Below are 22,095 nucleotides of genomic sequence, written 5' to 3'. Positions count from 1 at the left end.
ATTAAAAATTTACTTTCTTTTATCTTCTACCTGTCTCTTCCCTTCAATACTTAAAGTAGTATGTGGGACTGCCATAAGACGTGCTTTAGGTATCAGTTTTTTTGTAATACGACAAATTCCGTAATCTTTATTTTCAACTCTAATCAAAGCAGAATTTAAACTTCGTATAAATTTTTTCAAATGTTCCAAAATTTGAGCATTTTGTTCTTTACTAAGTGTTTCTGATCCTTCTTCAAAAGCTTTAAATGTAGGATAAGTATCATCTGTACCATTATTTTGATCATTATCAAAATTTTCTTTAAGAATTGATAAATCTTTTTTGACCTTTTCTAGTTTTTCAAGTATTAGTTTACGAAATTCTTTTCTTTCTTCCATCGAATATCTTTTTTTTTCTTGCTCTTTCATTTTTATGTATTTTCGACTTTTTGAATGAGTATATATATTGTATTTTTTTCAAAATCGATTTTCATTCCTTTTTTTTCTATATTTTTTTTAAAAAAAATATCTACTGCAAGAGTCTCTTTACAAAGAGCATTTTTATTTTTCTGTATAATAGCTTGTATTCTTTTAATAGAATTGATATATATAAATATTTTGTCAATAACATGGTAGTTACACTTTTTTCTTAATTCTTGTATATATCTAATTAATTCTCTTATAACACCTTCTTCCCAAAGAGAATTCGTAATATGTAAATCTAAAGCTATTGTAAGTTCATTATCAAATACGACAGACCAATTTTTAATAAATTCGGTAGTAATTTTGACATCTTTTAAAAATAATATAAATTTTTCTCCTTGAAGAAAAAAAATATATTTTTTTTTATATTCGATTTCTTTAATCTTATCCTGAGTAAATTTTTTGATTATTTCCGATATCATCGGAGTTTTATTTCCAAATCTAGAACCTATGGATTTATAGTTTGGTTGAATATGTTTAACTGATTCTAAATCTTTATAAGATTCCATAAATTCAATACTTTTTACATTTATTTCTTGTTTAAGAATTTCAGATATTTTTTTCAATTCAAAACGTATTTCTTCATTACGAATTAAAATGAGTAATTTTTTCAAAGGTTGACGAATTTTTATTCCATTTTTTTTTCTTATAGAAAAACTCATAGTAGTAATCCTTTGAACTAAAAGCATTCTTTTTTCTAATTCTTTATTTATAAATGATAAATCATAGATCGGAAAATTGGTAAAATGAATACTTTCAAAAGGTTCTTTTTTTGTGATAGAGTTTAGGTCTATATATAATTTTTCTGAAAAAAATGGGGCGATAGGAGATAATAATTTAGAAATTATAACTAAACATTTGTAAAGTAATTGATATGCCACAATTTTATTATTCGTATATTTTTCTTTCCAAAACCTTCTCCGACATAGTCTTATATACCAATTACTTAATTGGTTTAATACAAAGTATGAAATAATACGAGAAACTTTAGTAGGATTGTAATCTTGATAAGATTCATCTACTTTTTTAATCATTGTATTTAATTCAGAAAGTAACCAAAAATCTAATTCAGTGTAATTTTTTAAAGAACAGTCTTTTTCTTTATAGGAAAATCCATCTATATTAGCATATAAAACAAAAAAAGAATAAACATTATAAAGTGTTCCAAAAAATTTATTAATTCCTGTATCAATTCCTTTTATATCAAATTTTAAATTATCCCAAGGTTCAGAATTAAATATCATATACCAACGTATTGCATCAGCCCCATAATTTTCTATTAATTCAAAAGGATTGATAGAATTTCCTTTACTTTTAGACATTTTATTTCCTTTTTTATCTAATACTAAACCAGTAGATATAACATTTTTATATGCTATAGAATTAAATAATAATGAACTAATAGTATGTAATGTAAAAAACCATCCTCTTGTTTGGTCTACACCTTCCGAAATAAAATCTGCAGGAAAAAATTGATATTCATCAATATATTCTTTATTTTCAAAAGGATAATGAAATTGAGCATATGGCATAGCTCCAGAATCGAACCATACATCTATTAAATCTGATTCTCTTTTCATTGGGGCCCCTTTACGAGAAACCAATATAATTTTATCTAAAAAATGTTTATGCAAATCTATTTTTTCATAATTTTCATCTCTCATATCATCCGGAATAAAATTTTCCAATATATTGGATGACATATATTTATGTTTAATAGATTTTTGAATTTCTAAAAATAATTCTTTAATAGATCCTATAACTAATTCTTCTTTTCCATCTTTTGTTCTCCAAATTGGTAAAGGAGTACCCCAATATCTAGAACGTGATAAATTCCAATCTCTTATATTTTCCAACCAAATATCAAAACGTTTTTCTCCTATAAATTTAGGAATCCAATTAATTTTTTTATTTAAAGAAATTAATTTTTCTCTTATTTTTGTTGTTTTTATGAACCATGAATCTAAAGGATAATAAAGAATAGGTTTTTCTGTTCTCCAACAATGTGGATAAAAATGTGTATACATTTCTACTTTGAAAAGTTTTTTTTCTTTTTCAAGAAAGGAAACTATTTCTTGATCTACAGAAACTAGTTTGGGATTTGTATTAATATTAAAATCATTTTTAACATATTTTCCATTAAATCCATGAGGATAACTATTTAAAAATTTTCCTTGCATATCTACTAAAGGAATAGGAATATTTTCTTCATTCAAAATTAACATAGATGGAATGTTATTTTTTCTAGCTATTTTTAAATCATCTATTCCAAATGTAGGAGCTATATGAATAATTCCAGTACCTTCATTTTCATTAACATAACCTTCTCCATCTATTATTTGAAAAGCATTTTTTTCTTTTTGATAAGGTTTAAACCAAGGTAATAATTGTTCATATCTACTTTTAAAAAGATCTTTTCCTTTGAATTTATATGCTATAAAATAAGGAATTTTATTTTTATTTTCAATTTTTGATTGATCAAATTCATAATTATTTGATACGGAATAAAATTTATTTGGTAATAATATTTTATAAATTAATTTTTCAGCTAAAATAATGTTCTCTTTTGAAAAAGTATAAGGACAATAAGTTTTCACTAAAACATAATCTATATTCGATCCAATAGCTAATGCAGTATTAGATGGAAGAGTCCAAGGAGTAGTCGTCCAAGATATTAAATATATATCTCCTAAAAATTTTTGAATTTCTTTTGGTAAAGTTTTTTTTTTCGCTTTAAATTTCAAAGTAGGAGTTATTTGTTTTATTTTTTTATAGGTACCTGGCATATTTAATTCATGATAACTTAATCCTGTACCTGCTGCTGGAGAATAGGGTTGAATAGTATAACCTTTATAAATAATTTTTTTTTTATATAATTTTTTTATCAACCACCATACGCTTTCTATATATTTTGTTTTATATGTTATAAATGAATTTTTAAGATCTATCCAATATCCTATATTATTTGTAAATTTTATCCATTTTTTCATTGATTTTTTGACAAAATATTTACAAATATTATTATACTTTTCTATACTGATATTTTTTCCTATATCATTTTTAGTAATTCCTATTTTTTTTTCTACATTAAGTTCTATAGGTAATCCATGAGTATCCCATCCAGCTTTTTTAATTACTATCTTACCTTTAAGAGTATGATATCTGCAAAATATATCCTTTATAGTTCTAGATACTGTATGATGTATACCTGGACTTCCATTTAAAGAAGGAGGCCCTTCATATAAAATATAATAAGAAGATCTATCCTTTTGATTAAAATTTTTTCTAATTTGAAAACTTTTTTGAATAATTTTATTTTTTTCCCAATATTGAGTTATTTCTTTAGAAATAATTTTGAGATTTAATTCTTTATATTCTTTAAACTTTTTTGACATAATAAATTCATATTCAAAAAACAAGGTTTTTATTTCCTTAATTAAACTTTTTATATTATAAAAAAATACCCTACTTTATTTTTAAATCCTAATTAGGTATGAATAAAGATCAAAATACTTTAATAAAGCAAGAAAGAACTCCATTAATTAAGCAATATAATGATATAAAATCTAAATATCCAGATGCGATATTGCTATTTCAAGTAGGAGATTTCTATGAAACTTTTGGAGAAGATGCTATAAAATGTTCTAAAATATTAGATATTGTTTTAACTAATAGATCTAGTAAAAAAAAACATTCTATTCATTTAGCCGGGTTTCCTTATCACTCTTTAAATGTTTATTTACCGAAATTAATACGATCTGGATATCGTGTAGCTATTTGTGATCAATTAGAAATACCAAAAAAAGGAAAAAATATTGTAAAAAGAGGAGTTATAGAATTAGTTACACCAGGAATATCGATAGACGAAAATATATTACAAACTAAATCCAATAATTTTTTAGCTTCTATCCATATAGAAAAAAAAAAATTAGGTGTAAGTTTTTTAGATGTTTCTACAGGAGATTTTTTTATAGCGGAAGATAATAAAGAAAGTATATTACAATATTTAGAACATTTTAATCCAAGTGAAGTTATTTTTCAGAAAAAAGAAAAAAATTTTTTTGAAAAATTTCTAAAAGACAAATATTATACTTTTTTAATAGAAGATTGGATGTTCAATTATTCATTTTCATATGAAAAATTGATATCTCATTTTAAAACAAACTCTTTAAAAGGTTTTGGAATAGATAATTTAAAACTGGGTATTACTGCTTCCGGTGTTATATTAAACTATTTATACGATACTCAACATTATAAAATAAAACATATTTCTAATATAAAAAGAATAAAAAAAGAAGAACATATGTGGATTGATGATTTTACATTTAGAAATTTGGAAATATTTCGTTGTTTAGATAAAAAAGGGGTATCCTTAATTGAGATTATGGACAAAACTATAACTCCTATGGGAGGTAGATTATTAAAACATTGGATACATTTTCCTTTAACAAATATTATTCATATACAAAAACGTTATAAAATAGTAGAATTTTTTTTTTCGAATATTTCTATTCGTTCATTTATTCAAAAAAAACTTAAAGAAATTTATGATATAGAACGAATAATTTCTAAAATGACTATTGGAAAAATTTCTCCACATGAAGTAATTATATTACATCAATCTTTAACAGCTATAGTTCAAATCCAAAAAAAAATTTTTTCAAATAAAAAATATAAAACTTTTTTAGAAATTGGAAATTCATTTCAAAATTGCAATATAATATCCAAAAAAATTCTGCATACAATAGATCCGAATACACCATATCATATAGAAAAAGGAAATGTAATAGCAAAAGGAGTTTCTAAAGAATTAGATAAAATTCGTAATTTATATTTTTCCAAAAAAGAACACTTGGAAAAACTATGTAATAGTGAAAAATTAAATACAGGAATTCATAATTTAAAAATTGGATATAACAATATTTTTGGATATTTTTTAGAAGTTAAAAAAAAAAAATACAACATACCATCTCATTGGATCCGAAAACAAACATTAACTAATTCTGAAAGATACACAACTGAAGAATTAAAAAATTATGAGTTACAAATTTTAAATTCTGAACAAAAAATACTTTCTCTCGAAAAAGATATTTTTCATGATCTAATTAATCAAATTTTAAAATATATAATACCTTTACAAAAAAATGCAAAAATAATTGCAGAATTGGATGTCTTATGTTCCTTTTCACTTTCTGCATTAGAAAATCATTATGTAAAACCAGAAATAAATCATTCGTTTAGATTATGTATAAAAAAAGGAAGGCATCCAGTTATTGAAAGGCAGTTTATTTCAAAAACATCATATATCCCCAATGATGTAATTTTAAATAAGAAAGATCAACAAATTATTATAATAACGGGGCCAAATATGTCAGGAAAATCAGCCATTCTTCGTCAAACTGCTATTATTATATTAATGGCCCATATAGGTAGTTTTGTTCCTGCTCAACATGCAGAAATAGGATTAGTAGATAAAATATTTAGTAGAGTAGGAGCATCCGATAATATTTCTTTAGGAGAATCTACTTTCATGGTAGAAATGAATGAAATGGCAAATATATTAAACAATTTTTCTAAAAGAAGTTTTCTAATTTTAGATGAAATTGGACGAGGGACAAGTACTTATGATGGAATATCTATCGCTTGGTCTATTATTGAATTTTTACATGAAAGCCCTTTTAGACCTCTTACCTTATTTGCAACTCATTATCATGAATTAAATAAAATAAGTTCTTTTTTGAAAAGAATTCAAAATTATCATATATCTGTAAAAAAAATTTATGAAAATATTATTTTTATGCGAAAAATGATTGAGGGGGCAAGTGAGCACAGTTACGGTATTTACGTAGCAAAAATTTCAGGAATTCCTATAGAAATTATTCATAGAGCAAAGGAAATATTAAAAATTTTGAATAAAAAAAAATTTTTAGAAAAAAGAAAAATGAAAAATAATTTTTTATCCAAAAAAAAATCCTTTCTTAGATTAAAAAAAATAATGAATTTTTTTAAAAATTATTTTTCTATAAAAATAGGTTTTCACAAAAATAAAAAAAATGAAAAATTTATTGAATAAATAAAAATTTTGACATATATTATTACGTTTTTCCTTTTTAACATTATTTTCGAATTCGCGAGAATAGCTCAGTTGGTAGAGTACGACCTTGCCAAGGTCGGAGTCGCGGGTTCGAGTCCCGTTTCTCGCTTTTTTTTTCTACACCTGGGTGGTGGAATTGGTAGACACACAGGACTTAAAATCCTGTGATCATTGTGATCGTACGGGTTCAAATCCCGTCCCGGGTATTATTATAAACTCCACTATATTTCCAATAATTAGGGGATTCTTTCGTTATACTTACGCTATGTGGATGATTTTCTTTTAATCCAGAATTGGTTATTCTTACAAATTTACCCATTTTCATTAATTCTTTAATTGTCGATACTCCACAATAACCCATTCCAGAACGTAATCCTCCACATATTTGAAAAATAACATCTTTCATTTTTCCTTTATAGGGAACTTTTGCTTCTATTCCTTCTGGAACATACTTTTCTTCAAACTGAAAATAACGATCTCTACTCCCTTTTTTCATAGCTACTAAAGATCCCATACCTACATATGTTTTAAACTTTCTACCTTGAAAAATAATTTCCTCTCCGGGAGCTTCATCTGTACCTGCAAATAAACTACCAATCATTACAGAACTTGCTCCAGCTGCAATCGCTTTTACTACATCTCCTGAATATCTGATCCCACCATCAGATATAACATTTATATTTCTTGTTTTAGCATATTCATAGACATCATTTATAGCAGTAATTTGAGGCATACCTACACCAGCTACTACCCTTGTAGTACAAATAGAACCGGATCCTATTCCTACTTTTAAAATAGTAGATCCAGCATCTATCAAATCTTTTGCTGCTTTCATAGTAACTACATTTCCAGCTATTAATGGAATATTTGGAAAATAGGTTCGAATAGATTTTATCGTTTTCAATACACTAATAGAATGACCATGAGCAGAATCTATAGATATAAGATCTACATCAAACTTTACTAAGGATTCCACTCTTTCTAAAGTATTTTTATCTATTCCAACAGCCGCCCCTACACGTAAACGTCCTTTAGAGTCTTTACATGCATTTGGATATTCTATTAAATTATCTATATCTCTAATTGTAATTAATCCGACTAATTTTTTAAAATCATCTATAATAGGAAGTTTTTCTATTCTTTCTTTTAAAAGAATATTCTTTGCTTCTTCTAGATTTATATTTTTTTTGGAAGTAATCAAATTTTCTTTTGTCATTACATCTTCTACTAAAGAATCTAAATCTATACGATATTTGATATCTCTACTAGTTATAATACCAACTAAAGTAAAATCTTTTTCAATCACTGGTAATCCAGAAATATGATATTGATTCATGAGATTTTGTGCATCACGAAGTGTTGAATTTCTAGAAAGAGTAATTGGATCATCTATCATTCCACTTTCACTTCTTTTTACTCTATAAACCTCCTCTGATTGATTTTTTATATTCATATTTTTATGAATAATTCCTATTCCACCTTCTCGAGCTATCGATATAGCCAAAGAAGATTCTGTAACTGTATCCATAGCAGCACTTAATATAGGAATATTGAGTGTAATATCCAAGGTTAAAGTAGTCTGAAGAGATACTTGGGATGGAAGAATTGAAGAATATGATGGAACTAATAATACATCATCAAAAGTCAAAGCTTCCTTTAAGATTTTTTTATTTAAAGGCATAATTTTTTAGTTTTTTTTCAAAATATATATATTTTTACTTTATTTATAGAAATAATATAATTTCTAATATTCTTATATTCAAATAAAAAAAGAAATAATATGATGGATGTTGATATTCAATTATTCATTTTTATAAAAAAAATACAAATAATGATATATTTTTTCATTCCAAATTTTTATATAAATTTGTCCAGAATATGTTATAACTGAAATACTATTGATTATGATGAAAAAATTAAGAATTACCATTACCACAATTTTTTTAGCTATATTTTTATTTACATGTAGTTGTAATAATAAATCTAAAAACGATAATCCTTCTCCAACAACAGAAGAAGAAAAAACAGCTAATACTAACAATGAAAATCAAACAAATACGACTACAACTCCTCCTTCTACACCACCTAATGAAGAGGAGTCCTCTAAAAATGAGGAATCTACTTCAAATAACAACAATAATAAAGAAAAAGATAAGGTAAATACAGAGGAAAACGAAAAAAAATAAAATAAATAGTGATAGTGAAAAAAAAAGCGAAAGAGAATCATAAATTAAAATATAATTTATGATTCTCTTTTTTTCGCTTTTTTTTATTTACTAAACTCTAGCTTTTTTACCTCTCAAAAATCTAAAATAATAGATTTTGGATCTACGTACTTTTCCTTTTTTATTAATTTCTATTTTTTTGATACTTGGTTGATTAAAAATAAATATACGTTCAATTCCTATTTCTCCACTCATTTTACGAACAGTAAAGGTTTTCGTCAATCCTTTTCCTTGTTTTTTAATAACAACTCCTTTAAAGGATTGAATTCTTTTTTTTTCTCCTTCTTTAATTTCAAAAAAAACACTGATAGTATCTCCAGAATTAAATAAAGGTAAATCATTTTTTTTGATCCATTGATCTTCTATATTTTCTATAAAATTATTTGACATATATTATTTTAATTAATCATAATTTTTTTTGACTTCATATAGAATTTTTTTTTCTAAAAAATTCATTCTTTTTTTTGAAGGACTTTCTATATGTATTCGAATAATATTTTCAGTATTAGATTTCCTTATATGAATCCATTCGTGATTTAAAAAATGAATTTTAATTCCATCTTTTAAATCCATTTTTTCTCCTTGATATATTTTTTTTATATTTTCTAATATTTTTACAATTTTTTGATTAGGAGATAATCGAATTTTTTTTTTTGACATAAAATAATTAGAATACCTTTTTTTTAATTTTGTTAACGGGATTTTAGAAAGTTTTGCTATATAAGTTAAAAATAAAGCAATACCTACTAATGCATCTCTTCCATAACGTAAATCTGGATAAATAATTCCTCCATTCCCTTCTCCTCCAATAACGGCTTTCACTTCTTTCATTTTTTTAACAACATGTATTTCTCCAACAGAAGTAGCATAATAAGTAACTCCTTTATTTATAGATAAATCTTTTAATGCCTGTGAAGAGGAAAAAGTAGAAACTACAGATCCGATTTTATTATCTAATATGTAATCCGAAATAGATACTAAAGTATATTCCTCTCCAAAAAAATCTCCATTTTCACAAATAAATACAACTCTATCTACATCGGGATCGACAGATATTCCTAAATCTGCTTTTACTTCTGAAACTTTTTTACAAACTGATTTTAAATTTTTTTCAATAGGTTCAGGATTATGAATGAAATCTCCATGAGGAATACAATGCATTTTAATGACTTGAACTCCAAAATATTTTTCTAATAAAATAGGAACAGCTATCCCTCCTGTAGAATTAATTCCATCTACTACTATTTTAAATCTAGATTTTTTAATTATCTCTTTATCTACCAATGGTAAAGAAAGAATGATTTCTATATGTTTATGGATATAATTTTTTCTATAGAAATAATAACCTAATTGATCAAAAGATGCAAATCTAAAATATTCTTTTTCTACTATATAGAATAATTTTTCAAGATCTTTTTCAGATAAAAATTCTCCTTGAGAATTAAACATTTTTAATCCATTCCAATTTTTGGGATTATGACTTGCAGTTAACATAACTCCTCCATCTGCTTTTTCATTGATAACAGCGATACCAACAGTAGGAGTTGTAGATAATCCAATATCAATCACATTTACCCCAAGACTTTGAAAAGTAATCACTAAAAATTGTTGAAATATAGAAGAAGTAGTCCGACCATCCCTACCTAATACTATTAGGTACTTATTTTTATTCTTATATTTTTTTTTCATCCAAGCAACATATCCTGCAGAAAATTTAATAATTTCTATAGGAGAAAAGCCTTTCCCTACTTTTCCTCCCAATGTTCCTCTTATTCCAGATGAAGATTTTACGAGTATCAAAAACTAATTGAATTTTTTATTGTATAAAAATACAATATTTACTCAAATTCTATAGAATTAATAGGAGGGATTTTATGAATAATAAACCAAGAAGAAAAAAATACGGTAGAAAAACATATCAAAAAAATGGATAAATTAATAAGTAAAATATGATTTATATTCAAATAAACAGGGACGAAATCAACATAATATTGTATTTTATTTAACGATAAAAACCGAAATTTATTTTGCAAAAATAAAAAAGTAATTCCTATACTATTCCCTATTATTAATGGTGGGACTAAAATTTGTATAATGTAATATAAAAATATTTTATGTATAACTTGATTTCTAGCTCCTAAAGTCTTTAAAATTCCTATAGTTTTCATTCTTTCTATAATAAGAATTAAAAAAAATACAATCACATTGAAAAAAACAGTTATAATGACGATCATATTAATAACAAAAATATTAATATCAAAAATTTTTATCCATTCTATAATTTTTTCATAAGATTGATCATAAATAGTTTTTACTAAAAAATTATCAGAATATTTTTGATTAATTTTTTTTTTAATAGATATTATTTTATCAAAACTTATATCAGATACAAAAATTTCAACTCCTTCTAAAAAATCTTCATTTCGATTATTATTTACATTACTACTATTCTTAAAATACTGTATATGTTTGATATTTCCAATGATATAAACATCATCAAATTCTGGAATACTCGTATCATATAAACCGCAAACATAAAATTTTTTAGAAATAAAAAAAGGATTTCCATTTTTTGAAAAAAAAAAGTTTACTATCATAGATGATCCAATATTTAATCCTAAAGAAATAGATACTTTTTTTGATAAAAGAATTCCATAATCATAAAATAATTTTTTTTTTACTTTTCTCAAAGAACCTATAACCAAAAAATTTTGAAAAAAAATAGGATTATAATCTTTAGATATCCCTTTGAATATAAATTTTTCAACATTTTGATATTTATTATCACAAATAATGACATCTTTTTCAGAAAAATAATTAATACGACGAATAAATTTAAAAAGAAATAAATCTTTTTTTAAAGATTTATTTCTAATAATAGAATTCTTTGTATTTAAATTCGTAATAGTAATTTGCCCTTGAATATTTAATAATTTTTTTTTTATAACTTCTTTAAATCCAAATCCTATAGAAAAAGTGATAATGGATACAATTATACCAAAACATATTGTATTTTGTGTAACCAAAACTATGGTACGTAATATTTTACTTTTTCTACAATCTTTCCAAATTGTTTTTTTGGAAAAAAACCATTCAAAATTCAATTAATCATAAATTCTAATATACTTCTTAAAAAGAAAAATTATCTTCATCTTTTAAATAATTTTTATGATAATTCAAATAATCCTCATCTTGAGAATATTCTTCTGAAAAAAAATTATTATTTTCATTCATAGTTTCAATAAAAAAACTTTCTTTATCAAGTTTTTTATAATCTTCTTCCCAAACTAAAGAAGAAGATATCCCCTTTTCTTCAAAATCTATAAATTTTACTTGATCACTTATAAACTTCAAACGAAACTTATTCAATCCTCCATTTCTATGTTTAGCAATGATTATTTCTGCTTGACCAATACAAGAATCCTTTTCATCTGAGTCCCAAGTATTAAATCCATAATATTCAGGTCTATAAATAAACAAAACAATATCTGCATCTTGTTCAATAGCTCCTGATTCACGTAAATCAGATAATAAGGGACGTTTACTTCCACCTCTTGTTTCTACTGCCCTAGATAATTGTGATAAAGCAATAATAGGAATATCTAATTCCTTAGCTATAGATTTTAAATTCCGAGAAATTATAGATATTTCTTGTTCTCTATTTCTTAATTTAGAACCAGAATCACTAATACCCATCAATTGCATATAATCTATCATTACTAATTTGATTCCATGCTGTGATATTAAACGACGACATTTAGCTCTCAAACTGAATACGGATAAAGAAGGAGTATCATCTATAAAAAGAGGAGATTCTTTTAATTTATCAGTTTTTTGTAAAATAGATTTCCAATCTAAATTAGAGAGACAAGCTTTTTTAAGTTTTTCTGAAGAAATACCAGTTTCTGATGAAATTAATCTTGTAATTAATTGAATAGAAGACATTTCTAATGAAAAAATAACAACAGGAATTCCTTGTTTTATAACAATATTTCTAACCATAGATAACATAAAAGAAGTTTTTCCCATTCCAGGTCTAGAAGCAACTATAATTAAATCTGAATTTTGCCATCCAGAAGTAATTTGATCCATTTTATAAAAACCAGAAGAAATTCCACTTAATCCTTCTTTATTACTTTCAACTTTCTTGATTTTATCAAGAGCCTTCATTATAAGAATTTGAGTATTCTCATATGTTTTTTCTCTTAAATATTTTTGATTTATTTCAAATAATTTTGATTCTGCTTTATCCAAAAGTTCAAAAACATCTGTACTATCATCATAACAATTTTCTATGATATCTGAAGAAATTCGGATTAATCTTCTTAAAAGAAATTTTTGTTGTACAATACGACTATGATATTCTATATGTGCAGAAGAAATAACTTTTTGTGTTAATTCTATAAGATAAGATTCGTTTCCAATTAATTCAAGATTTCTATCTTCTTTAAGTTGATTAGAAACTGTATAAATATCTATTGGTTTAGAATTATGGTATAACTTTTGTATAGAACGAAATATTTCTTGATGTTCTTTTTTATAAAAAACTTCAGGAAATAGAATATCAATAATTTCATCTAAACCTTTTTTATCGATCATAATAGAACCTATTATGGCCTCTTCTAAATCCAAAGCTTGAGGAGGTATTTTTCCATTTTTAATGAAATCAGAACGAAACTTTTTATCTTCCTCTTGTATTAGAGAATTCATTTTTTTCATGATGGTAAAAAATGTTATACGATTTTCTATATAATGATTTGAAGAGAAATACAAGAAAAAAATGGACTATAAAAAATTCTTTAATCATTAAAACAACCTATAGCAATATACTTATTTTTCCTATCACTAATGAGTTTTTCTATATCAATAGAAGATAATTCTTTATAGTATTTTATTATTTTTTTTTTAACTATTTTATAGGCCTGTTCTGGATTAAAATGTGCACCTCCTAAAGGTTCTTTAATAACATCATCTATAAAATTTAATTTTTGCATATCCTCTGCCGTTAATTTTAATGCCTCTGCTGATTTTTCTTTTTCTTTCCAATCCCCCCAAAGTATTGTAGAACAACTTTCAGGAGAAATTACGGAATACCAAGAATTTTCCATCATAGATACTTTATCTCCTATTCCAATTCCTAAAGCACCACCACTCGCTCCTTCTCCTATAATTAAAATAATTATAGGAACTTTCATACACATCATTTCATAAATATTTCTTCCAATAGCTTCACCTTGACCTCTTTGTTCTGCTTCTATTCCAGGAAAAGCTCCTGGCGTATCTATAAAAATAACAATAGGTTTACGAAATTTTTCTGCTAATTTCATAAGACGTAAAGCTTTTCTATATCCTTCTGGATTAGGCATTCCAAACCTCCTATATTGTCTATCTTTAGTATTTTTTCCTTTTTGAGTTCCTATAAACATAAAAGTTATATCTTCTATCTTCCCAAATCCACCTATCATAGCTTTATCATCTCCAAAATAACGATCTCCATGTAATTCAATAAAAGACTCATTCTTTGTAATAGAAAATATATAATCCAATGTATAAGGTCTATTCGGATGTCTAGATAATTGTACTCTCTGCCAAGGAGTTAATTGACTGTATAATTTCTTAATAGTTTTTTCTAATTTAGATTGTAATTGATTACAGACTCCCTTCATATCAACACCACTTTTTTCTTCTATAAGAATACAATTAATATATTGATCCTTAATTTCTTGTATAGGTTTTTCAAAATCTAAATATTCCATATAAAATTAAAATCAAATAAAAGATTGAATATATTCCTTATTCATAAAAGAAATATATTCTGTAGAAATCCCTTTTGGACAATCAATTTCACATGCCTTAGTATTAGTACAATTTCCAAATCCTTCTTCATCCATTTTCTTAACCATATTTAATACACGTTTTTTTCTTTCTATTTTTCCTTGAGGTAATAAAGAAAATTGAGAAACTTTTGCTGAAACAAAAAGCATTGCAGATCTATTTTTACATGCTGCAACACAGGCTCCACAACCAATACATGTTCCTGCATCAAAAGCTTGATCTGCATATTCTTTTGGAATAGGAATCATATTTCCATCTATAGTTTTTCCAAACGTATTTACAGAAATGTAACCTCCTGATATAATGATTCTATCAAAAGAAGATCTATCGACAACGAGATCCTTAATTATAGGAAATGATTTTGCCCTCCAAGGCTCAATATATATAGTTTCTCCATTATGAAAATGACGCATATGAAGTTGACAAGTTGTAATCAAACTTTCTGGACCATGTGCACGTCCATTGATATACAAAGAACACATTCCACAAATACCTTCACGACAATCATGATCAAAGGAAATAGGTTCACCACCCGTTCTATTATATAAAATTTGATTATTTAATAGATCTAACATCTCTAAAAATGAACTATCAGGAGAAATATCATCAATTCTATAAGTTTCAAATTTTCCCTTTTCTTCATTATTTTTTTGTCTCCATATTTTTAATATAAAATTTAATAATTCTTTCATAATTTTTTATTTATAAGAACGTGATTGCAATTTAACAAAACTAAAAGTTAAGTTTTCTTTATACATCATTTCTTCGGAAATTGATTTATTTTCTTGATATTTCCATATAGAAACATGTTTATAATGAATATCATCACGAAGAGATTCTCCTTCTTTTGTTTGATTTTCTATACGAAAATGACTCCCACAAGACTCTTTTCTATAGAGAGCATCCATTGCTATTAATTCTCCTAATTCTAAAAAATCTGCCACACGACCCGCTTTTTCTAATTCTGAATTAAATCCATCTTCAATATTTCCAGGAACAAAAATATTTTTCCAAAATTCATCACGAAGTTCTTGTATTTTTTTTATAGCTTTAGATAAACCATTATTATCTCTACTCATTCCAACATATTTCCACATAATATTTCCTAGTTTTCTATGAAAAAAATCAACAGATAAATCTCCATTATTAGAAATTAATTGTAAAATTCTTTTTTTGACCTTTTTTTCTGATTTATCAAATTCTACATGATTTGTAGATAACTCTTTTTTATTATGTATATATGTAGATAAATAGTCAGCTATAGTATATGGTAAAATAAAATAACCATCAGCTAAACCTTGCATTAAAGCAGATGCTCCAAGGCGATTAGCTCCATGATCAGAAAAATTTGCCTCTCCTATAACATAACATCCAGGTATAGAAGACATTAAATTATAATCTACCCATAACCCCCCCATTGTATAATGAACAGCTGGATAAATTTTCATGGGATTTTTATAAGGATTTTTATCTGTTATTTTTTCATACATATGAAATAAATTTCCATATTTAGATTCTATGACTTCTTCTCCAAATCTTTTAATTTCCATTAAACTAGGATTTTTTATTCCAAGTTCATTTGCTTTTTCTATTCCATATCGTTCTATAGAAGAAGAAAAATCCAAAAAAACACCTTCTTTATTTTCATTATTTTCTATTCCAAATCCTTTATCACAACGTTCTTTAGCAGCACGAGATGCTACATCTCTTGGAACAAGATTCCCAAATGATGGATAACGTCTTTCTAGATAATAATCCCTTTTTTCTTCTAAAATATTTTCAGGATATTTTTCCCCATTTCGTATAGATATAGCATCTTCTATATTTTTAGGTACCCATATACGTCCATCATTTCTCAATGATTCGGACATTAATGTTAATTTAGATTGATAATTTGCATGTGCAGGAATACAAGTTGGATGGATTTGAGTAAAACAAGGATTTGCAAAAAAACCACCTTTTTTATGAACTTTCCATATTGCACTGGAATTAGATCCCATTGCATTAGTGGATAAAAAAAATACATTTCCATATCCTCCTGATGCAATGATCACTGCATGAGCTGCGTAACGTTCAATTTCTCCAGATACCAAATTTCTAGAAATAATACCTCTAGCTATACCATCAATTACTACTAATTCCAACATTTCATAACGGTTATACATTTTTATTCTACCTTTTCCTATTTGTCTAGACATAGCTGAATAACAAGCTAGTAAAAGTTGTTGTCCTGTTTGTCCTTTAGCATAAAAAGTTCTAGAAACTTTTGTCCCCCCAAAAGATCTATTTTCAAGATACCCAGCATAATCTCGAGCAAATGGAACTCCTTGAGCTACACATTGATCAATGATATTAGAAGATATTTCCGCTAAACGATAAACATTTGCTTCACGAGATCTATAATCTCCTCCTTTAATAGTATCATAAAAAAGTTGATAGACAGAATCATTGTCTCCTTTATAATTTTTAGCAGCATTAATACCACCTTGAGCTGCAACAGAGTGCGCTCTTCTAGGAGAATCTTGATAACAAAAAACTTTTACTTGATATCCTAATTCAGCTAAAGTAGCCGCTACAGACCCACCAGAAAGACCCGTTCCAACAACAATAATCTCTATATTAGATCGATTACTAGGTGAAACTAATTTTAAAGAAGATTTATGATTAATCCATTTATGATTTAATGGACCAATCGGAATTTTTGAATCTAATTTCAAATAATTTTTAATGATCATTGAAAATTATTAATTACTATTGAAAAAAAAACCAAATAGCTATAATAGAAAATCCAGAACAAACAAACAAAAAATAAAAAAAACCTAACTTTTTTATCCAAAAAAATTTCTTTTTTTTATAAAAACCCAATGATTGAAAAGAAGACTGAAATCCATGATTTAAATGAATACCTAAAACTAAAAATGAAAAAACATATATGAATGTATATAGTGGATTTTTAAATAAGGTAATTACTATAATATAATCCGAATTAGTACTACTATTATATTTCATGGGAATTGTAAAATTCATTAAATGCAAAATTAAAAAACATAATATGAGAAATCCAGTATAAATCATTGTTCTACTACTAAATGTAATAACAGATTTTTTTAAGGAATAATCTACTTGACCTTTTGATTTTTCATTTTTCAAATGTAATTTTATTCCAAATAAAATATGGACTATGAAACCCAATGCAAGAACATATTCTAATATTCGTACAAAAATATTTTTTCTCATAAAAAAAACGGCATTATTAAATGCCTCTTCTCCGTAAAAAAGAAAAAGGTTTACACTTAAATGAATCAAAAGAAATGACATAAGAAAGATTCCAGTAGTAGCCATCACTACTTTTTTACCAATAGAAGATTGAATAAAATTATACTGATTCACTGAAATAGGGAAAATATATGAATATTAAAACAAAGATATTTCTTTTTTACCTTTTTTTAAGAAAAAATTTTGTTTCTATATTTTTTATTTTATTGAAAGCTTCGATTAACAAATCAATATCTTTTTTTTCATTAAAAATTCCAAAAGAAATCCTGATAGGAGTCATATTTTTTAATAAATATTTATTTGAAATCGATTGAATAACATGAGATACCTTTTTTAAGGTTCTAGAACTACAAGAACTACCCTTAGAAATAGCTATTCCCATTAAATCTAAATGAAAATATAATAAATGATCTTTTTTTGGATAAAAAAAATTCAATATAGTAGGAATACTTTTATCAAAAGAATCTGATAAACCATTAAAAATAATATTAGGAATTATTTTTTTCAATTCTGAAATACAATAAGATTTTAAATTTTTAATTTTTTCTATATGATTTATAAAATTACAATAAGATAAATGTAAAGCTTCCGATAATCCAATAATTCCATAAACATTTTCTGTTCCTGAACGAATTCCATATTCTTGATTTCCCCCTGTCATTAATGATTTTATTTTTTTGATTAATTTTTCCCTAACAAAAATAAAACCTATTCCTTTTGGTCCATAAAATTTATGTGCACTAGCAGTGGCAAAATCAAAAGGTAATTGATTCATATTAATTGGAAATTTACCAATAATTTGAATTGTATCGGAATGAAAATAAGCGTTATTTTCTTTACAAAGAGTCCCCACTTTATCTATTTCTAATAAATTTCCTATTTCGTTATTAGCATACATTAAACTAACCAGAATTTTTTTAGAATGATTTTTTTTTAATAGAATTTCCAAATGATTTAAATCTATAACTCCTCTATCTTTAATTTTAACAAGTTCTACAAAAACTTTATATTTACAACATAGATCTGAAACAGTTTGTAATACGGAATGATGTTCTAATGGGGAAGTCAATATATATTGAACTTTTAAATCCATGACAGCAGATCTCAAAATGATGTTATTAGCCTCCGTCCCCCCAGAAGTAAAAATGATTTCATATGGAGAAGATTTTATATTTTTGGCTATACGAATTCTAGATTCTTCTATGATAGAACGAGCTGCTCTTCCATAACTATGTTGTGTAGAAGAGGGATTACCAAATGAATATTTTAAAGCATTAACCATAACTTGTATAACTTCGTTTCTTACAGGTGTTGTGGCTGCATTATCCAAATATGCTCGTTTCATTAATTCTTTTTCTTTTATTTATAGATAGTTAGTTACAAATATAAGATTATCAAAATATATAGTTTATAATATAGTTGATTCTATGAGAATAACTACGTAAAAATATTTAAAATAAATACTTCATTGATATATTTATGATTCATCCAAATTAAAGTATTGATTATAAGATTTTATAGATTATACTTATTATTTATTCCTTTTTGTTTTAAAAATGTTATTAAAATATCTATTTTATTTTTATTTAAATTAAGTAAATATGAAAATAAATGTTGGTTTTTCGGTTTTAATGGGGTTCATGATTGGAATTATTACATGTTTTTTTTTTGGAAAAAAAACAATATTAAAAAAATATATTCAATTATTAGAAAAAGCTAATATTAAAGCAAAAAAAATTATAAAAAATGCAGAAAAGGAAGGAAATTCTATAAAAAAAAATAAAATTATTCAAGCAAGAGAAAAATTTATAGAACTTCAATCTAAATATGAAAAAAATATTCATTTTAGAGAAAAAAAAATAATTGATATAGAAAATCAAACAAAAGAAAAAGAAAATAGACTTTCAAAAGAAATTGAAATTTATTTTAAAAGAAATAATCGTCTAGAATCCAAAATTCTTGATTATGAAAAAAAAATTCAAATTATTCAAAAAAAACAGGAAGAATTTAACAATATTCATATGAAACAAGTAGAATTACTTGAGAAAATATCCAAATATTCTTCTGAAGAAGCTAAAAATGAATTAATTGATATATTTAAAGAAGAAGCCAAAGTAAAAGCACAATCACATATACAAAACATTATAGAAGAATCACAACTAACTGCTAAAATCGAAGCAAGAAAAATTATAATTCAAGCGATCCAAAGAATTGGAACAGAACAAGCCGTTGAAAATTCTGTATCTATTTTCAATATAGAATCAGATGATGTAAAAGGACGTATTATTGGACGAGAAGGAAGAAATATAAGATCCTTAGAAAAGGCAACAGGTGTAGAAATTATTGTAGATGATACTCCAGAAGCTATTCTGTTATCTTGTTTTAATCCTATACGAAGAGAAGTAGCTAGATTAGCTCTTCATAAATTGGTAATCGATGGGCGTATCCATCCTGCCAGAATTGAAGAAATTGTATCAAAAACAGAAAAACAAATTGAAGAAGAAATCATAGAAATAGGAAAAAAAAATATAATTGATTTAGGAATTCATTCTATACATCCAGAATTAATTAGAATGATAGGAAGAATGAAATACCGTTCTTCTTATGGACAAAATCTTTTACAACATTCTCGAGAAGTTTCTCATCTATCAGGAATATTAGCTTCTGAATTAGGATTAAATGCAAAATTGGCAAAACGTGCAGGATTATTACACGATATTGGAAAAGTACCTGAAACTGAATCTGAACTTCCTCATGCGATTTTAGGAATGCAATGGGCTGAAAAGTATGGAGAAAATGTAGAAATTTGTAACGCTATAGGATCTCATCATGATGAAATAGAAATGAATACACTCATTTCTACCATTGTACAGGTATCCGATTCAATTAGTGGAGCACGTCCTGGAGTAAGAAAAAATTCTTTTGAATCTTATTCAAAAAGATTAAAAAACTTGGAAAATATCGCTTTCAGTTTTTATGGAGTTAATAAGGCTTACGCTGTACAAGCAGGTAGAGAACTACGTGTTTTAGTAGAAAGCAAAAAAATAGATGATAAAAAAGCTTTTCAATTATCTTATGATATAACAGAAAAAATAAAAAAAGAAATGACTTATCCTGGTCAAATAAAAGTAACAGTTATCCGAGAAACTAGAGCTGTACAAATAGCCAGATAAAATATAATAAAAATCATGAAAGAGACTATTACTTCATTTATTGAAAAATATTTTCTTCATTTTAATGCACTATCTTTATCAGAAGCAGCAAAAGCCTACAAATATCATATTAAAAATAATGGTAAAATGATGATAACATTAGCGGGAGCTATGAGTACGGCAGAATTAGGTAAAATTTTATCTGAAATGATACGAAAAGATAAAGTTCATATTATTTCTTGTACTGGTGCTAATTTAGAGGAAGATATAATGAATTTAATAGCTCATACATATTATAAAAAAATTTTTAATTATAGGGATTTAACTCCTGATGAAGAAAAATCTTTTTTACAAAAAGGATTTAACCGTATTACGGATACTTGTATTCCAGAAGAAAAAGCTTTTAAAATATTACAAAAACCTATTTTCAATATTTGGAAAAGAGCTCAAGAAAAGTCCGAACGCTATTTTCCCCATGAATATATTTATCAATTATTACTAGAAAATATTTTAGAACCCTATTACAATATTAATTCACAAGATAGTTGGGTTTTAGCTGCAGCGAAAAAAAATATACCTATAGTAGTTCCAGGATGGGAAGATAGTACAATAGGAAACCTTTTCTCTTCATATTGTATGAAAAAATTATTTTCTCCATTTATCGTAAAAAATGGAGTTGAATACATGATTTATTTAGCAAAATGGTATCAAAAAGAATCTATAAAAAATAAAATAGGATTTTTCCAAATAGGAGGAGGAATTTCTGGAGATTTTCCTATTTGCGTGGTCCCGATGCTATCCCAAGATATAGGATTAAAAAATACTCCTTTTTGGTCCTATTTTTGTCAAATTTCTGATTCTACAACTAGTTATGGATCCTATTCAGGAGCCATTCCTAACGAAAAAATAACTTGGGGTAAATTAGATAAAGATACTCCTAAATTTATTATTGAATCAGACGCAACTATTGTTGCTCCATTAATTTTTGCATATATATTAAATATGTAATTTATATTAACCTGTTAACTTTTTTATTTATGTAACTTAGTTAGTT

The 22,095-nt window shown here is 25.4% G+C and carries 16 protein-coding genes and 2 tRNA genes; 6 read left to right on the top strand and 12 right to left on the bottom strand.

The window, feature by feature from the left end; genetic code table 11:
- Positions 1 to 9: 9 nt before the first annotated feature.
- Positions 10 to 405, bottom strand: coding sequence for a TraR/DksA family transcriptional regulator (locus DM817_RS00795; RefSeq protein ID WP_113738176.1), 396 nt, complete (start codon positions 403 to 405; stop codon positions 10 to 12).
- A 2-nt stretch (positions 406 to 407) separates the two neighbouring features.
- Entirely contained in the window at positions 408 to 3,854 is a 3,447-nt protein-coding gene (ileS, locus tag DM817_RS00790) for an isoleucine--tRNA ligase (protein WP_113738175.1), read from the bottom strand.
- Between the two features lie 98 nt (positions 3,855 to 3,952).
- Here ileS and mutS point away from each other — a divergent pair, with 98 nt between their 5' ends.
- From mutS to DM817_RS00775, 3 genes are all read left to right on the top strand, one after another.
- Positions 3,953 to 6,532 (top strand): DNA mismatch repair protein MutS, encoded by a 2,580-nt coding sequence (gene mutS / locus DM817_RS00785; RefSeq protein ID WP_201260534.1) that lies wholly within the window; start codon positions 3,953 to 3,955, stop codon positions 6,530 to 6,532.
- Positions 6,533 to 6,589: 57 nt separating this feature from the next.
- A tRNA-Gly gene (locus tag DM817_RS00780) sits at positions 6,590 to 6,662 on the top strand.
- Positions 6,663 to 6,674: 12 nt separating this feature from the next.
- Positions 6,675 to 6,759, top strand: a tRNA-Leu gene (locus DM817_RS00775).
- Here the strand turns inward: DM817_RS00775 and guaB are convergent.
- Positions 6,741 to 8,234 carry an IMP dehydrogenase gene (guaB, locus tag DM817_RS00770; protein WP_113738174.1) on the bottom strand — a complete coding sequence of 498 codons (1,494 nt, stop codon included), beginning with the start codon at positions 8,232 to 8,234 and terminating at the stop codon, positions 6,741 to 6,743. The genes DM817_RS00775 and guaB overlap by 19 nt on opposite strands.
- Positions 8,235 to 8,457: 223 nt before the next feature.
- Here guaB and DM817_RS00765 point away from each other — a divergent pair, with 223 nt between their 5' ends.
- Positions 8,458 to 8,739 (top strand): hypothetical protein, encoded by a 282-nt coding sequence (locus DM817_RS00765; protein ID WP_113738173.1) that lies wholly within the window; start codon positions 8,458 to 8,460, stop codon positions 8,737 to 8,739.
- A 90-nt stretch (positions 8,740 to 8,829) separates the two neighbouring features.
- Here the strand turns inward: DM817_RS00765 and rplS are convergent, their stop codons facing one another.
- From rplS to DM817_RS00720, 9 genes are all read right to left on the bottom strand, one after another.
- Positions 8,830 to 9,168: a 50S ribosomal protein L19 gene (gene rplS, locus DM817_RS00760; RefSeq protein WP_113738172.1), complete on the bottom strand. Its 339-nt coding sequence runs from the start codon at positions 9,166 to 9,168 to the stop codon at positions 8,830 to 8,832.
- A gap of 12 nt (positions 9,169 to 9,180) precedes the next feature.
- Positions 9,181 to 10,578, bottom strand: a complete 1,398-nt coding sequence (gene glmM, locus DM817_RS00755; protein WP_113738171.1) for a phosphoglucosamine mutase — start codon at positions 10,576 to 10,578, stop codon at positions 9,181 to 9,183.
- A 38-nt stretch (positions 10,579 to 10,616) separates the two neighbouring features.
- A complete protein-coding gene (locus tag DM817_RS00750) occupies positions 10,617 to 11,882 on the bottom strand; it encodes an ABC transporter permease (protein ID WP_113738170.1) in 1,266 nt (421 codons plus the stop codon).
- A gap of 25 nt (positions 11,883 to 11,907) precedes the next feature.
- Positions 11,908 to 13,497, bottom strand: a complete 1,590-nt coding sequence (gene dnaB, locus DM817_RS00745) for a replicative DNA helicase (protein ID WP_113738169.1) — start codon at positions 13,495 to 13,497, stop codon at positions 11,908 to 11,910.
- Positions 13,498 to 13,577: 80 nt separating this feature from the next.
- Entirely contained in the window at positions 13,578 to 14,534 is a 957-nt protein-coding gene (locus DM817_RS00740) for an acetyl-CoA carboxylase carboxyltransferase subunit alpha (protein ID WP_113738168.1), read from the bottom strand.
- 12 nt (positions 14,535 to 14,546) lie between these two features.
- Positions 14,547 to 15,305: a succinate dehydrogenase/fumarate reductase iron-sulfur subunit gene (locus DM817_RS00735; RefSeq protein WP_113738167.1), complete on the bottom strand. Its 759-nt coding sequence runs from the start codon at positions 15,303 to 15,305 to the stop codon at positions 14,547 to 14,549.
- A gap of 6 nt (positions 15,306 to 15,311) precedes the next feature.
- The gene (locus DM817_RS00730; protein ID WP_113738166.1) at positions 15,312 to 17,348 is read right to left on the bottom strand and encodes a fumarate reductase/succinate dehydrogenase flavoprotein subunit; all 2,037 of its coding nucleotides are present in this window, start codon (positions 17,346 to 17,348) and stop codon (positions 15,312 to 15,314) included.
- Positions 17,349 to 17,364: 16 nt separating this feature from the next.
- Positions 17,365 to 18,003 (bottom strand): succinate dehydrogenase cytochrome b subunit, encoded by a 639-nt coding sequence (locus DM817_RS00725; protein WP_113738165.1) that lies wholly within the window; start codon positions 18,001 to 18,003, stop codon positions 17,365 to 17,367.
- Positions 18,004 to 18,049: 46 nt separating this feature from the next.
- Positions 18,050 to 19,234, bottom strand: a complete 1,185-nt coding sequence (locus DM817_RS00720; protein WP_113738164.1) for a cysteine desulfurase family protein — start codon at positions 19,232 to 19,234, stop codon at positions 18,050 to 18,052.
- 256 nt (positions 19,235 to 19,490) lie between these two features.
- On the opposite strand from DM817_RS00720, the gene rny reads away from it, so the two are divergent.
- Together rny and DM817_RS00710 are read left to right on the top strand one after the other, a co-directional pair.
- The gene (rny, locus tag DM817_RS00715; protein ID WP_113738163.1) at positions 19,491 to 21,062 is read left to right on the top strand and encodes a ribonuclease Y; all 1,572 of its coding nucleotides are present in this window, start codon (positions 19,491 to 19,493) and stop codon (positions 21,060 to 21,062) included.
- A gap of 15 nt (positions 21,063 to 21,077) precedes the next feature.
- Positions 21,078 to 22,049, top strand: coding sequence for a deoxyhypusine synthase family protein (locus tag DM817_RS00710; protein ID WP_113738162.1), 972 nt, complete (start codon positions 21,078 to 21,080; stop codon positions 22,047 to 22,049).
- The last annotated feature ends 46 nt before the right edge of the window (positions 22,050 to 22,095 follow it).

The sequence above is a fragment of the Blattabacterium clevelandi genome (genome assembly GCF_003268615.1).
Lineage (GTDB): Bacteria > Bacteroidota > Bacteroidia > Flavobacteriales > Blattabacteriaceae > Blattabacterium > Blattabacterium clevelandi.
The sequence above is the reverse complement of the archived record's forward strand: the minus strand, read 5'-3'. Positions and strand labels throughout refer to the sequence as shown.

Excerpts from the sequence above, each read along its gene's own strand:
- rplS (WP_113738172.1), bottom strand. The coding sequence starts at position 9,168 with ATGTCAAATAATTTTATAGAAAATATAGAAGATCAATGGATCAAAAAA.
- DM817_RS00765 (WP_113738173.1), top strand. The coding sequence starts at position 8,458 with ATGATGAAAAAATTAAGAATTACCATTACCACAATTTTTTTAGCTATA.
- mutS (WP_201260534.1), top strand. The coding sequence starts at position 3,953 with ATGAATAAAGATCAAAATACTTTAATAAAGCAAGAAAGAACTCCATTA.
- DM817_RS00795 (WP_113738176.1), bottom strand. The coding sequence starts at position 405 with ATGAAAGAGCAAGAAAAAAAAAGATATTCGATGGAAGAAAGAAAAGAA.
- DM817_RS00720 (WP_113738164.1), bottom strand. The coding sequence starts at position 19,234 with ATGAAACGAGCATATTTGGATAATGCAGCCACAACACCTGTAAGAAAC.
- rny (WP_113738163.1), top strand. The coding sequence starts at position 19,491 with ATGAAAATAAATGTTGGTTTTTCGGTTTTAATGGGGTTCATGATTGGA.
- dnaB (WP_113738169.1), bottom strand. The coding sequence starts at position 13,497 with ATGAAAAAAATGAATTCTCTAATACAAGAGGAAGATAAAAAGTTTCGT.
- ileS (WP_113738175.1), bottom strand. The coding sequence starts at position 3,854 with ATGTCAAAAAAGTTTAAAGAATATAAAGAATTAAATCTCAAAATTATT.
- DM817_RS00735 (WP_113738167.1), bottom strand. The coding sequence starts at position 15,305 with ATGAAAGAATTATTAAATTTTATATTAAAAATATGGAGACAAAAAAAT.
- guaB (WP_113738174.1), bottom strand. The coding sequence starts at position 8,234 with ATGCCTTTAAATAAAAAAATCTTAAAGGAAGCTTTGACTTTTGATGAT.
- DM817_RS00730 (WP_113738166.1), bottom strand. The coding sequence starts at position 17,348 with ATGATCATTAAAAATTATTTGAAATTAGATTCAAAAATTCCGATTGGT.
- DM817_RS00740 (WP_113738168.1), bottom strand. The coding sequence starts at position 14,534 with ATGGAATATTTAGATTTTGAAAAACCTATACAAGAAATTAAGGATCAA.
- DM817_RS00710 (WP_113738162.1), top strand. The coding sequence starts at position 21,078 with ATGAAAGAGACTATTACTTCATTTATTGAAAAATATTTTCTTCATTTT.